A 12,940-nucleotide genomic window follows, 5' to 3' on the forward strand; every position below is an offset into this window, starting at 1 on the left:
CTGCGCCGCTTGAACAAACGGCGCATCTTCAGCCTGGGGGGAAAGGCCGGTCAGCCCTGGCAGAAGCGAATGCGATTGCCGAACGGGTCGTACACCTCAAGCACCTTGCCCCAGCCCTGCTCGACGATGTCCGGGCGGCCATAGCCGTAGCGCTTGGCAAGCAGCTCGTCGCGCAATTGCTCGATGTTGTGCATGGGGATGAACACCGTAGAGCCAGGGCTTGCGTCGCCGTGGTGCTCGGACAGGTGCAGTTGCAGCCCATTGCGTACGATGCCCAGGTACAGCGGTAGGTCGGCTTCGAAGCGGTGTTCGAACTCCACGCTGAAGCCCAGGAAGTCGAGGTAGAACTCGCGCGCCTTGGCTTCGTCGAACATGCGCAGGATGGGGATAGGCTTGTCGAAGCTCACTTCGCTTGCAGGGGTGGCGGGGGCAAGCAGGGCCGAGGCGGTGTTCCAGTCCTTGTAGCCCAACTGCTGCGCCACCAGCTCCAGTGCGCCGGAGTGGGTCAGCGGCGGGTTCTGCGCCTGCAGGGCGGTACGCAGACGCTTGGCCATCTGTTTGGCCTGTTCGATCGAGATCATCATGTGCTCCTGGTGACGAGGCAGTGTGGGGCTCGCGTTGCCAGGCCTCGACGTTCAAGAGAATGATCGCGTCAGGGGTAACTGCAATGCTTTCACCTTTCCCAACGGGAGCGAGCGGCGGGCAGCATCGGCCCGCGCCGATCATACACAGCCAGGGTGGCATATGGAAAGGCGGCCCTCAGCGCGTTGGCGAATCCCCGCGCCCGATGCGCTTGCCGCCCTGCTGCCCCACCTCCTGCGCCTGGCCGTCGCGCTGCTTGCCCTGGCGCGCCTGGCCCACCAGCCGCGCGATCAGCGGGCCTTCGGGCAGATGACGCCAGAAGCGCCCCGGCATGTGCTGGCGCATGGCATCGGGGTTGACCCGTGCCGGGTTGAAGGTGTGCCGGTAGTAGGTGCGCCACAGCTCGGCGCCAGGGTCGTCGGCGTGGCAGGCCCACTGGCGCCATTGCTCGGGGCAGTGCCGTCGGTAGTCCAGGGTGCTGCCATCGAAGCGGATGCCATCGCGTGGCGTGGCGATCAGCCAGCGCTGGCGGCCCAGCCGGTCGGCAAAATGGCCGCTGGCGCTTTGCAGAATGTCGTGGGCCGGTTCATGGAAGGCCACCAGGTCCAGTTGCAGTTGCTCGGCCAGTGCCGCCGGCAATGGCACGAAGCGCACGAAGGCATGCAGGTGATGAGCCTCGCGGCTGACCTGCTTGATGCGCCGCTGCAGCTCGCTGCCCAGCCGGTCGCCCGCCAGCATGGCGGTGCGGTCGCCATGGGCCACGCGCCACAGCACTTCATACAGCAGGTTCCAGCGCTGCTCGCCACGGTAGCGGGCGGCCTGCTCAAGTTGATCCAGCAAGGCGGCCGGCACCCGTGTGCGAAACGGCCCGGGGCCCTGCGGCAATACCGCCGGCACCGCCAGCAGATCGTGCACCGGGCCGTGGGCCCACACCACCTCGGTGGGGTCGATGCCGTGGCCCAGCAGCACGCGGGCCTGGTCGCGCCAGGTGTCGAAGTGCTCGTCGCAGTCCAGCGCGATCATCCCCACAACCCCATCTGCACCGGTGCCTGCGGCTCGCGCAGGCGTTCGCGCAGCAGGCCGCTGCGGGTTTCCGACTGGGGCGGGCGATAGTCGCTGGTGACGATGAACGGGCGCGCCTTGTCCAGCACGCAGCGCAGCTGGATCAGGTCGTCATAGCGAATGCGCCGTTCACGGCGCAGCGCCACCAGGCGTTGCACGCTGCGCAACCCGATGCCGGGAATGCGCGCCAGCAGCGCCGGCTCGGCGCGGTTCACATCCAGCGGAAACACCTCGCGGTTGGCCAGGGCCCAGGCCAGCTTGGGGTCGATGTCCAGCGCCAGGTTGCCCGCGCCGCCCAGCAGTTCGCCGGCCTTGTAGCCATAGCCGCGCATGAGAAAGTCCGCCTGGTACAGGCGGTGCTCGCGCAGCAGCGGCGGCGCGGCCAGGGGTACGCTGGTGGGGCTGTCGGGGATCGGGCTGAACGCCGAGTAGTACACACGCCGCAGGCCATAGCCCTGGTACAGCGATTCGGCATTGCCCAGGATGGTGTGGTCGTCGGTGGCATCGGCGCCCACGATCATCTGGGTGCTCTGCCCGGCAGGGGTGAAGCGCGGTGCGTTGACTTCACCGGCCACCGCCTGCTGGCCGTGGTGGATGGTGCCCATGGCCTGGCGAATGGTACGCACCTGTTTCTCCGGCGCCAGGCGCTGCAGGCTGGCTTCGGTGGGCAGCTCGATGTTCACGCTGAGGCGGTCGGCCAGCCGCCCGGCCTGCTCGATCAGCAGCGGGTCGGCGTCGGGGATGGTCTTGAGGTGGATGTAGCCGCGAAAGTTGTGCTCTTCGCGCAGCAGCTGCGCCACGCGAATCAACTGTTCCATGGTGTAGTCGGCGGAGCGGATGATGCCCGAGCTGAGGAACAGCCCGCTGATGCAGTTGCGCCGGTAGAAATCCAGAGTCAGGCGCACCACCTCCTCAGGCGTGAAGCGTGCCCGCGGCACGTTGCTGGAGCGGCGGTTGACGCAGTACTGGCAGTCGTACAGGCAGAAGTTGGTCAGCAGCACCTTGAGCAGCGACACGCAGCGCCCGTCGGGGGTGTAGCTGTGGCAGATGCCCATGCCATCGGTGGCGCCCAGGCCGTCGCGACCGCGCGAGCTGCGCTTGGGGGCGCCGCTGCTGGCGCACGAGGCGTCGTACTTGGCGGCATCGGCCAGGATGCCGAGCTTGGCGATGAGCTGCATGGGGTCCACCTCGATACTGATTATCCATACAGTATTCGCAGTTCGCCACGCATGCAAGCGCAGCCTGTCGACCGGGCCGCTGCGGCCTTCATGAAAAAATCTTCATGAACGCTGCGCCCCGCTAACCGGGGAACCTCGGCGCACCCTCGCCCGCCTGCGGACAACCGGCCTTGAGGCACCGCAGCAGCTTGCGTAGGATCGCCGTTCATTCAAGCCATCGCGCCCGTTCACTGCCTGCTCCCAGGCCGGTGGTGTATCCGTTTTCCGCAAGAGCCTGCACATGCCCCAGCCTATCCCCCTCAAGGACCACGAGAAAGAAACGCACCTGGTCAACCGCAGGCTGATCGCGTGTGCGCTGCTGGTACTGGTGCTGGTGGCGGTGCTGGTGGGGCGGCTGTACGTGCTGCAGGTGGTGCAGCACGACTACCATGCCGCCGTGTCGCAGAACAACCGCGTGCACGTGCTGCCCATCGCCCCCGAGCGCGGGCTGATCTACGACCGCAACGGCGAGGTGCTGGCCGACAACAAGCCCAGCTTCAACCTCACCATGACCCGCGAGCGTGCTGGCGACACGCCCAGGGTGCTCGACAGCCTGGTGCAGATCCTGGGCCTGGGCGAGGAGGACCGCCAGGGCTTCGAGAAGGACCTGCGCCGTGGCCGCAAGCCGTTCGAGCCGGTGACGCTGATGTTCGGCCTGAGCGAAGAGCAGATCGCCCTGATCGCGGTCAACCAGTTCCGTCTGCCGGGGCTGGACGTGGAGCCGCAGTTCATTCGTGAATACCCCATGGGCGCGCACTTTGCCCACTCGGTGGGCTACGTGGGGCGCATCAACGAGAAAGAAGCCAAGACCCTCGATGCCACCGAGTACCGTGGCACCCAGTCCATCGGCAAGACCGGCATCGAGCACTTCTACGAGGCCCAGCTGCACGGCCAGGTGGGCTACGAAGAGGTCGAGACCAACGCCCAGGGCCGCATCATGCGCGTGCTGCGCCACCACGACCCGGTGCCCGGCAAGAACATCACCCTGAGCCTGGACGCGCACCTGCAGCTGGCCGCCGAAAAGGCCCTGGGCGATCGCCGTGGTTCGGTGGTGGCGCTGGACCCGGCCACCGGCGAGGTGCTGGCGATGGTCAGCAACCCCAGCTTCGACCCCAACCTGTTCGTCAAGGGCATCAGCTTCAGGCAGTACGCCGAGCTGCGCGATTCCATCGACCGGCCACTGTTCAACCGCGTGCTGCGCGGCCTGTACGCCCCGGGCTCGACGATCAAGCCCGAGGTGGCCATCGCCGGCCTCGACAGCGGCGTGATCACCCCGGCCAGCCGGGTATTCGACCCCGGCTACTACGAGCTGCCCAACTACGACCACAAGTACCGCAACTGGAACCGCAGCGGCGACGGCTGGGTGGACATGTACAGCGCCATCATGCGTTCCAACGACACCTACTTCTACGACCTGGCGCACAAGCTGGGGGTCGAGCGCCTGCACGACTACATGAGCGAATTCGGCCTGGGCCAGAAGGTCTCGCTGGACATGTTCGAAGAGTCACCCGGCCTGATGCCCTCGCCCGCCTGGAAGCGCGCCAACCGGCGCCAGGCCTGGTACCCCGGCGAAACCCTGATCCTGGGCATCGGCCAGGGCTACATGCAGGTCACCCCGCTGCAACTGGCGCAGGCCACCAGCCTGCTGGCCAGCAAGGGCGTGTGGCACCGCCCGCACCTGGCCATGAGCATCGGCGACGAGCCTCCGGTAGACCCCAACCCCATGCCCGACATCGTGCTGCATGACCGCCACGCCTGGGACCAGGTCAACCAGGGCATGCAGATGGTCATGCACGCCCCGCGCGGCATCGCCCGCGCCGCCGCTGCCGGGGCGCAGTACCGCATCGCCGGCAAGAGCGGCACCGCGCAGGTGGTGGCGATCAAGCAGGGGGAACGCTACAACCGCGACAAGACCCTGGAGCGCCACCGCGACAACGCGTTGTTCGTGGGCTTTGCCCCCGCCGACCACCCGAGCATCGCCATCGCGGTGATGATCGAGAACGGCGAGGCCGGTGGGCGCGTGGCCGGGCCGGTGGTCCGGGAAATCATGGACGCCTACCTGCTGGACGAACAAGGCCACCTCAAGCCCCAGTATGCGGGCAACGCAGCCGCCGCCGCGGTGCCCCATACCTGAAAGCGCAGCGCCCTGATCGTGTCGACAGCATCTGATTGCATTTGCAATCAGATTGCAGTATCCCTTGCGCTTCTGCCAAGGACCGATCATGGAGCTGCCCCGTGGATTCACTGCCTGCCATCCCCCCTGCCCGACTGGCCGCCCACGCCTGCATTCGCAGCATCGAGGCCGGCCTGCCGTCGACCGGCGCAGCGTCGCACTCGCCACTGTTGCAGATTTTGCAGACCGTGCACCGCATCGAGCACGACCCGGCCGTGGCGGGCAACCTGTGGGTGATCAATGATCGCGCCGACAGCGCGAGCGAGGTGGTCAGCCCCTGGGGCATCTGGTTTCGCCAGCAGGCGCCCAGCCGCGAACGCCCGCTGATCTACCTCACCCAGTCGCCGAGCTCGGCCCGCGTGTCGATGCTGGCCGAGCAGATCGGCCACCGCGGCATCGTGTTCAACGACCTGGAATCGGCCGCCTCGCGCTGGCCCAAGGGTGCGCACCCGTGGCTGCCGTTGTGGCTGTCGGCCAACGCCCAGTGCCGCCCGTACGACCCCGCCAGCGCTGCCGAGGCCCAGGCCATCCTGCTGGCGGCGCTGGACGAGCTGTACGTACAGGGGCGCCACGGCTTCTACTACATGACCCTGCACGACCAGCCGCCGGCAGCCGATGAACCGGCACACGACGATTGCAGCGATGCATTCCTGGGCATGTACCCGTTGCAGCCCACCAGCGCTGCCCGCCCCCAGGTACGCCTGCTGGGTGCCGGCGCCATGCTCCGGGAGGTGCGCGCCGCCGCGGTGCTGCTCGACACGCACTGGGGCATCGCCAGCCAGTTGTGGAGTTGCCCCAGCTACACGCGCCTGGCCCGTGACAGCGACGATGCCGCGCGCTGGAACCGCCTGCACCCCGAGGCCGCGCCACGCAAGAGCTACCTGCAGTACTGCCTGATGTCGGCCAGCACGCCGGTGATCGCCGTGACCGGCTATGCCCAGCACATCGCCGACCAGCTTGCCCCGCATGTCACGGCGCCCTTCACCGCACTGGGCGCCGACAGCCTGGCGCCGGGCAACTGCCTGGATCGGCGCTGGATAGCCTTCAGCGCGTTGCAGGCACTGGCCGGCCAGGGCCTGTTCGACACCCAGGCGCTACCCGCCGCACAGGCCCGGCTGGGCCTAGGCGAATGACGCCCGGGCCTTGAAGCTCGACTGTTCCAGCGCCTGGGCGAACAGCGACTGTTGCTCGGGCGTGAACTGGCTCAGAAACAGATCGTCCACTGCCTGCTTGTACACCGCCCACATGCGCTTGCGCAGCGCCTTGCCGCTGTCGGTGATGCACGCCAGGGCGCCGCGCCCGTCGCCCGCGACCTTCTTGCGCACCACATGCCCTTCGGCCTCCAGGCGGTCGACCAGGCGGGTCAGGTTGTAACGCTCGATGGCCATCACATCGGCCAGCTCGTGCATGCGCCGGCAGCCATCGGGGCCGCTCTCGATGCCCCACAGCGCGTCATACCAGGCGTACACGGGCAGGCCCTGGTCGGCCAGGCGACGTTCGATTTCGCGAATCAGGTTGCGGTGGGCGCGAATGAAGCTGAACCAGAGGTCAGCGGTGGGTGCAGCCATGAGGGTTCCTCGGGTCAAAGTTATTGCATTTGCAATCATACGGGGCGCATGCCTAGAATCAATTGCAAATGCAACTACTACCCGGCAGGCCTGCCGGCACTGCCCGCCACAACCCCGCAGGAGGATTACCGATGCAACAGCAGCCCCCTCTGTTGAACGACCCAGATCCCGAGCAGACCCAGGAATGGCTTGAGTCCCTGGCCACCGTTGTCGAGGTGGAGGGGCGCTCGCGGGCGCACTTCCTGATCGACCAGATGCTGGACCTGGACGTGTCGCTGCACGGCGACTTTCGTGGCCGCGTCAACACCCCCTACGTCAACACCATCGGCCCCGAGCGCGAACTGCCCTACCCCGGCGACCTGGCCACCGAGCAGCGCCTGAATGCCTATATCCGCTGGAACGCACTGGCCATGGTGCTGCGCGCCGGCAAGCATTCGGGGGTGGGCGGGCATATCGCCACCTACGCCTCGGCGGCGGTGCTGTATGACGTGGGCTTCGATCATTTCTTTCGCGGGCGCACCGCGCAGTTTGCCGGCGACATGGTGTACATCCAGGGCCACTCGGCGCCGGGTATCTATGGCCGGGCCTACCTCGAAGGGCGCCTGAGCGAAGCGCAGCTGGACAACTTTCGCCGCGAGACCGACCGCGATGGCGTGTCGTCCTACCCGCACCCGCGGCTGATGCCCGAGTTCTGGCAGTTTCCCACCGTGTCCATGGGCCTGGGGCCGATCACCGCGGCCTACCAGGCGCGCTTCATGCGCTACCTCGAAGACCGCGACCTCACCCCACGCCAGGGCCGCAAGGTGTGGGCGTTTCTCGGTGACGGCGAAATGGATCAGCCCGAGTCGCTGGCGGCCATCTCGCTGGCCGGGCGCGAAAAACTCGACAACCTGATCTTCGTGGTCAACTGCAACCTGCAGCGCCTGGACGGCCCGGTACGTGGCAACGCCAAGGTGATCCAGGAATTCGAGAGCCTGTACCGTGCTGCCGGCTGGAACGTGATCAAGGTGGTGTGGGGCAGCGGCTGGGATGCGCTGCTGGCCAGGGACAGCAGCGGCATCCTGCGCCAGCGCATGATGGAGTGCGTGGACGGCGAGTATCAGACCTACAAGTCGCAGAACGGCGCCTACGTGCGCGAGCACTTCTTCGGCAAGTACCCGGAACTGCTGGCGATGGTCAGCGACCTGAGCGATGACGACATCTGGAAGCTGGCTCGCGGCGGGCACGACCCGGTCAAGGTGTACAACGCCTACGCGGCGGCCGTGCGTCACACGGGGCGGCCAACGGTGATCCTGGCCAAGACCGTCAAGGGCTTCGGCATGGGCGAAGCCGGCGAAGGCCAGAACATCAACCACCAGTTGAAGAAGATGGGCGACGAGGCGGTCAAGGCCTTCCGCGACCGCTTCGGCCTGGACCTGAGTGATGAGCGCCTCGGCGAGATCCCCTACCTCAAGCCCGCCCCCGACAGCGCCGATGCGCGCTACCTGCAGGTGGCCCGTGATCGCCTGGGCGGGCATGTGCCGGCGCGCCAGGCCAGGGTCGAGCCGTTGCAGGTACCGGCCCTGGAGGCCTTCGACAGCCAGCTCAAGGGCACCGGTGACCGTGCCATCTCCACCACCATGGCGTTCGTGCGCATTCTCGGCACCCTGCTCAAGGACCCGCAGGTCGGCCGCCTCGTCGTACCGATCGTGCCCGACGAATCACGCACCTTCGGCATGGAGGGGCTGTTCCGCCAGATCGGCATCCACTCCCATGTGGGCCAGCTGTACACGCCGCAGGATGCCGGCACGCTCAGCTACTACAAGGAGAGCACCGACGGCCAGATCATGCAGGAAGGGCTCAACGAGTCCGGCGCCACCTCGTCGTGGATTGCCGCCAGCACCGCCTACGCCAACCATGGCGTGATGACCCTGCCGTTCTACATCTTCTATTCGATGTTCGGCTTCCAGCGAGTGGGCGACCTGCTGTGGGCGGCGGGCGATGCGCGCGCACGGGGGTTTCTGCTGGGCGCCACCAGCGGGCGTACCACGTTGATGGGCGAAGGCTTGCAGCATGACGACGGGCACAGCCACGTGATGTCGGCCACCGTGCCGTGCTGCGTCTCCTACGACCCCACCTATGCCTACGAGCTGGCGGTAATCATCCAGGACGGCATGCGCCGCATGTATGCCGAGCAGGAGGACGTGTACTACTACATCACCGTGCTCAACGAGAACTACGCCCACCCCGCCATGCCCGAAGGCGCAGAGCAAGGCATTCTCAAGGGGCTGTACCGCCTGCCGGTGGAAAAACCGCCGCAGGGCGAGCGGCATGTGCAGTTGATGGGCAGCGGCTCGATACTGAACGAGGTGCTGGCGGCGGCGGATATTCTGCAGCGTGATTTCGGCGTCAGCAGCGAGGTGTGGAGCGCCACCAGCCTGACCGAGGTGCGGCGCGAGGCGCAGGCGGTGGAGCGCTGGAACCTGCTGCACCCGCTGCAGGCGCCGAAGACGCCATACATCGAAACGCTGCTGCAGGGGCATGCGGGGCCGGTGGTGGTGGCCACGGACTACATGAAGATTCATGCCGACCAGATCCGGCCGTGGGTGACCGGGAGGCGTTTCGTGGCGTTGGGCACCGACGGCTTCGGCCAGTCGGACACACGCGAGGCGCTGCGCCGGCATTTCGAGGTGGACCGCCAGTTCATCGTGCTGGCGGCGCTGAATGCGCTGGCGGCGGACGGGGTGATCGAGCGCGAGGTGGTGGCCGGGGCGATCGAAGCGCTGGGCATCGACCCTGGCAAGGTTGATCCGGCTTCAGTCTGATAGATCGCGGCGTACCCATCGCGGGTCAAGCCCGCTCCCACAAAGACCATGAAGATCCCTGTGGGAGCGGGCTTGACCCGCGATGGGCTCACCTTGCCTGCGGCGCCTTACTGCCCCGCCCCCAGCTCATCCTGGGTCAGTATCGCCTTGGCCAGGTCTTCGTCACTGGCCTGCAACCCCGGGTTCTGCTGACGGATACGCTGCAGCATCGACTCCAGGTACACACCGCGAATTTCGCCGCCGCTGGCGATGAACGTCGAAGCATCATCGCGCGCCGGAATCACCAGCTTGTCGTCCTTGAAGGTCGAGTACAACGAGGCGGAAACCCCGGCGGAGGTGGCGACATCGCGACCATCCACACGGGCCAGGGCCGTGCCCAAAGGCAGGCAGAGCACAAGGGAAGAAACCAGCAGTAAACGGCGCATGACGATGCCTCCGTGATGGGGGGGAACCTACATTTATTAGGATAGGCCCCCCAGGCCAAGAGTTCCCGCCAATATCCCTACCCGCCCACCGAAGCCCGCCATGCTGGCTATATTGAAACCCTGGTCCCCATTCCCGAGCGTGACGAGAGGTGAACATGTACACCATTGGCTATGCAGCGCAGCACCGCGAAGCACCGCTGGCACCCTTCAAGTTCGAACGCCGCGCCCTGCGCCCCAACGACGTGGCGATGCAGATCCTGTACTGCGGTGTATGCCACTCCGACCTGCACCAGGCCCGCGACGACTGGGGCTTCAGCCGCTACCCGATCGTGCCCGGCCACGAGATCGTCGGGCGCGTGACCGAGGTTGGCAGCCAGGTCACCCGCTACAAGGTCGGTGACGCCGTGGCGGTGGGCTGCATGGTCGACTCCTGCCAGCAGTGCGACCAGTGCCGCAAGGGCGAGGAACAGCTGTGCCGCGAGAACAACACGCAAACCTACAACAGCCTGGACCGCATCACCCGCGAACCCACCTACGGCGGCTATTCCAAGCACCTTGTAGTGCGCGAGGAGTTCGTGCTGCGCGTGCCCGACGGCCTGGACCTGGCCAAGGCCGCGCCGCTGCTGTGCGCCGGCATCACCACCTATTCGCCGCTGCGCACCTGGAATGCCGGGCCCGGCAGCCGCGTCGCGGTCATCGGCCTGGGCGGGCTGGGGCACATGGCCGTGAAGCTGGCAGCGGGCCTGGGTGCCGACGTCACGGTGCTCAGCCGCACCCCCGACAAACTCGATGATGCGCGGGCGCTGGGCGCCGACAAGCTGCTGGTGTCGTCCGACGCCAAGGCCATGGCCGCCGCGCGCTCCAGCTTCGACCTGATCATCGACACGGTGCCGGTGCGCCATGACGTGTCGCCCTACATGTCGCTGCTGGACGTGGACGGCACCCTGGTGATCGTCGGCCAGGTGGGGCCGATCGACGAACAACTGACCGTGCCGTTCATCCTCGGCCGGCGGCGCCTGGCCGGCTCGCCGATTGGGGGGATTGCGCAAACCCAGGAGATGCTCGACTTCTGCGCGAAGAAGAACATTCTGCCGGAGTGTGAAATGATCCGCATGGACCAGATCAACGAGGCGTTCGAACGCATGCAGCGCTCCGATGTGCGCTACCGCTTCGTGATCGACATGGCCTCGCTCGACGACACCACCGGCGCCTGACGCGCCTCACTCCCCTACCGAACCACAAGGGCCTCCCATGCTGCAGATACTCGGCAAAGCTTCCTCCATCAATGTACGCAAGGTGCTATGGGCCTGCACCGAGCTGGGTATCGCCTTCGAGCGCGAGGACTGGGGCTCGGGCTTCAGGTCCACCTTCAGCCCGCAGTTCCTGGCCCTCAACCCCAACGCCATGGTGCCGGTGATCAAGGACGGCGACTTCGTGCTGTGGGAGTCCAACAGCATCCTGCGCTACCTGGCCAACCAGTACCACGGGCAGCACCTCTACCCCGCCGAGCCCCGGGTGCGCGCACGGGTGGACCAGTGGATGGACTGGCAGGCCACCGACCTCAACAAGTCCTGGACCTACCCCTTCCTGTCGCTGGTGCGCCATTCCCCCGACCATCAGGACCCCGAGGCACTGGCGGCGGCATGCAGGCAGTGGACCACCAACCTGCAGATCCTCGACCGCCAGCTCGAATCGACCGGCGCCTACGTCAGTGGCCAGGACTTTTCACTGGCGGACATCGCCATCGGCCTGTCGGTCAATCGCTGGTTCGAAACCCCGCTGGAGCATCCGGATTTTGCAGCGGTTCGGGCATACTACGAGCGTCTGACCGAACGCGAAGGGTTTGTCATCCATGGAAGAAACGGTACCCCGTAACGCCACCGCCACCACCGAAACCTCGGTGCGCCGCCGCTCGCTGCTGGCCGGCTGCAGCGCCCACGCGGTGCACGACGGGCTCACCGACGTGATCTACGTGCTGCTGCCGCTGTGGCAGGCGCAGTTCGGCCTCAGCCTGGCCCAGGTGGGCCTGTTGCGCGGGGCCTATTCCGGGATGATGGCCGGCTTTCAGCTGCTGGCCAGCCGCGCGGCCCGGCGCTTTGGCCGCGAGCGCCTGCTGGTGGGCGGCACGCTGCTGGCCGGCGTGGCCTACCTGGTCGCCGGCCAGGCCACCGGCCTGGGTGTGCTGCTGGTGGCGCTGATGCTGGGCGGGCTGGGCGCCAGTACCCAGCACCCGCTGGCCTCCTCGATGATCACCGACAGCCACGCGGCGGGCGGCGGGGTCAAGCAGGCGCTGTCGCACTACAACTTCGCGGGCGATATCGGCAAGGCGGTCATTCCGGGCCTGATGGGCGTGCTGCTGGTGGCCGTCAGCTGGCGTACCGGTGCAACGCTGCTGGGCGTGCTGGGTGTGGCTGCGGCGGTGTTGCTGTGGTGGCTGATCCCCTCCCGGGCCCAGGCCCTGGCGGCGGGCGGCAAGGCGCCGAAGCTGGCCACCGGAAACGGCTCGCCGGGCGGCCTGCGTGCCCTGCTGATGCTGGGCATGCTCGACAGCGCGGTGCGCATGGGGTTTCTGACCTTCCTGCCGTTTCTGCTCAGGCTCAAGGGCGCCGGCACCGCCGGTATCGGCCTGGCGCTGACGCTGCTGTTCGTGGGCGGGGCCTTCGGCAAGCTGCTGTGCGGCTACCTGGGCGCACGCATCGGCCTGCTGAAAACTGTCTCGCTCACCGAAGCGGGGACTGCACTGTTGATCGTGCTGGCGGTGGTGCTGCCGTATTCGGCCACGCTGGTGATGCTGCCGTTGCTGGGCCTGGCGCTGAACGGCACCTCGTCGGTGCTGTATGGCGTGGTGCCGGAGCTGGCGGCTGCCGGCAAGCACGAGCAGGCCTTCGCGCTGTTCTACACCGGCACCATCGGTGGCGGCGCGCTGGCACCGGTGGTGTTCGGGCGGCTGGGGGACGTTACCGGGGTGCCCACGGCGGTGGTGGTGCTGGCGGCCACGCTGCTGCTCACGCTGCCGCTGGCGTGGCGGGTGAACAAGGGCTTGGTGGCAGAATAGAAAAGAAGGCGCGGGAGTCTCGGCGCCTTCCTGGTTCTGTGCGGGGTGTGGCGG

11 protein-coding genes are annotated in these 12,940 nt (G+C 67.1%); 6 read left to right on the forward strand and 5 right to left on the reverse strand.

The annotated features are described in order from the left end of the window. Window positions 1-50 precede the first annotated feature (50 nt). The 3 genes from B4I46_RS07340 to B4I46_RS07350 all read right to left on the reverse strand — a co-directional run bounded on the left by B4I46_RS07340 (window position 51) and on the right by B4I46_RS07350 (window position 2,822). Window positions 51-581 carry a glyoxalase superfamily protein gene (locus B4I46_RS07340; protein WP_100633977.1) on the reverse strand — a complete coding sequence of 177 codons (531 nt, stop codon included), beginning with the start codon at window positions 579-581 and terminating at the stop codon, window positions 51-53. 178 nt (window positions 582-759) lie between these two features. Beyond that, on the reverse strand, window positions 760-1,605 hold the full coding sequence (locus tag B4I46_RS07345; RefSeq protein WP_054915340.1) for a TIGR03915 family putative DNA repair protein: 846 nt from the start codon (window positions 1,603-1,605) through the stop codon (window positions 760-762). Beyond that, a complete protein-coding gene (locus tag B4I46_RS07350) occupies window positions 1,602-2,822 on the reverse strand; it encodes a putative DNA modification/repair radical SAM protein (protein WP_054915341.1) in 1,221 nt (406 codons plus the stop codon). The genes B4I46_RS07345 and B4I46_RS07350 overlap by 4 nt, the downstream gene beginning before the upstream one ends. A 280-nt stretch (window positions 2,823-3,102) precedes the next feature. Between B4I46_RS07350 and mrdA the strand changes: the two genes are divergently transcribed. Both mrdA and B4I46_RS07360 read left to right on the forward strand, forming a co-directional pair. Next, window positions 3,103-4,995 (forward strand): penicillin-binding protein 2, encoded by a 1,893-nt coding sequence (gene mrdA, locus B4I46_RS07355; RefSeq protein WP_058540702.1) that lies wholly within the window; start codon window positions 3,103-3,105, stop codon window positions 4,993-4,995. A gap of 101 nt (window positions 4,996-5,096) precedes the next feature. Beyond that, the gene (locus tag B4I46_RS07360) at window positions 5,097-6,167 is read left to right on the forward strand and encodes a transketolase-like TK C-terminal-containing protein (protein WP_274096387.1); all 1,071 of its coding nucleotides are present in this window, start codon (window positions 5,097-5,099) and stop codon (window positions 6,165-6,167) included. Here B4I46_RS07360 and B4I46_RS07365 read toward each other — a convergent pair. Further along, entirely contained in the window at window positions 6,156-6,602 is a 447-nt protein-coding gene (locus B4I46_RS07365) for a MarR family winged helix-turn-helix transcriptional regulator (RefSeq protein ID WP_286899345.1), read from the reverse strand. The genes B4I46_RS07360 and B4I46_RS07365 overlap by 12 nt on opposite strands. 131 nt (window positions 6,603-6,733) lie before the next feature. On the opposite strand from B4I46_RS07365, the gene aceE reads away from it, so the two are divergent. Continuing rightward, a complete protein-coding gene (aceE, locus tag B4I46_RS07370) occupies window positions 6,734-9,406 on the forward strand; it encodes a pyruvate dehydrogenase (acetyl-transferring), homodimeric type (RefSeq protein ID WP_210015196.1) in 2,673 nt (890 codons plus the stop codon). Window positions 9,407-9,513: 107 nt separating this feature from the next. Here the strand turns inward: aceE and B4I46_RS07375 are convergent, their stop codons facing one another. Then, window positions 9,514-9,831: a DUF2388 domain-containing protein gene (locus B4I46_RS07375; protein ID WP_043860539.1), complete on the reverse strand. Its 318-nt coding sequence runs from the start codon at window positions 9,829-9,831 to the stop codon at window positions 9,514-9,516. A 155-nt stretch (window positions 9,832-9,986) separates the two neighbouring features. Here B4I46_RS07375 and B4I46_RS07380 point away from each other — a divergent pair, with 155 nt between their 5' ends. From B4I46_RS07380 to B4I46_RS07390, 3 genes are read left to right on the forward strand one after another with little or no spacing between them, the layout of a single operon-like run. Then, window positions 9,987-11,045, forward strand: coding sequence for an NAD(P)-dependent alcohol dehydrogenase (locus B4I46_RS07380; protein ID WP_058540721.1), 1,059 nt, complete (start codon window positions 9,987-9,989; stop codon window positions 11,043-11,045). 37 nt (window positions 11,046-11,082) lie between these two features. Further along, window positions 11,083-11,706 (forward strand): glutathione S-transferase family protein, encoded by a 624-nt coding sequence (locus B4I46_RS07385; RefSeq protein WP_043860541.1) that lies wholly within the window; start codon window positions 11,083-11,085, stop codon window positions 11,704-11,706. After that, a complete protein-coding gene (locus tag B4I46_RS07390) occupies window positions 11,684-12,886 on the forward strand; it encodes an MFS transporter (protein WP_253087007.1) in 1,203 nt (400 codons plus the stop codon). Before B4I46_RS07385 ends, B4I46_RS07390 begins: the two co-directional genes overlap by 23 nt. Window positions 12,887-12,940: the final 54 nt, after the last annotated feature.

It is taken from the genome of Pseudomonas sp. UBA7500 (assembly GCF_002478435.1).
In the GTDB taxonomy this organism is placed as follows: domain Bacteria; phylum Pseudomonadota; class Gammaproteobacteria; order Pseudomonadales; family Pseudomonadaceae; genus Aquipseudomonas; species Aquipseudomonas palmensis.

Bases quoted from the DNA above. Each gene is read 5' to 3' on its own strand.
- B4I46_RS07340 (WP_100633977.1), bottom strand. From the start codon at position 581: ATGATCTCGATCGAACAGGCCAAACAGATGGCCAAGCGTCTGCGTACC.
- B4I46_RS07345 (WP_054915340.1), bottom strand. From the start codon at position 1,605: ATGATCGCGCTGGACTGCGACGAGCACTTCGACACCTGGCGCGACCAG.
- B4I46_RS07350 (WP_054915341.1), bottom strand. From the start codon at position 2,822: ATGCAGCTCATCGCCAAGCTCGGCATCCTGGCCGATGCCGCCAAGTAC.
- mrdA (WP_058540702.1), top strand. From the start codon at position 3,103: ATGCCCCAGCCTATCCCCCTCAAGGACCACGAGAAAGAAACGCACCTG.
- B4I46_RS07365 (WP_286899345.1), bottom strand. From the start codon at position 6,602: ATGGCTGCACCCACCGCTGACCTCTGGTTCAGCTTCATTCGCGCCCAC.
- aceE (WP_210015196.1), top strand. From the start codon at position 6,734: ATGCAACAGCAGCCCCCTCTGTTGAACGACCCAGATCCCGAGCAGACC.
- B4I46_RS07375 (WP_043860539.1), bottom strand. From the start codon at position 9,831: ATGCGCCGTTTACTGCTGGTTTCTTCCCTTGTGCTCTGCCTGCCTTTG.
- B4I46_RS07380 (WP_058540721.1), top strand. From the start codon at position 9,987: ATGTACACCATTGGCTATGCAGCGCAGCACCGCGAAGCACCGCTGGCA.
- B4I46_RS07385 (WP_043860541.1), top strand. From the start codon at position 11,083: ATGCTGCAGATACTCGGCAAAGCTTCCTCCATCAATGTACGCAAGGTG.
- B4I46_RS07390 (WP_253087007.1), top strand. From the start codon at position 11,684: ATGGAAGAAACGGTACCCCGTAACGCCACCGCCACCACCGAAACCTCG.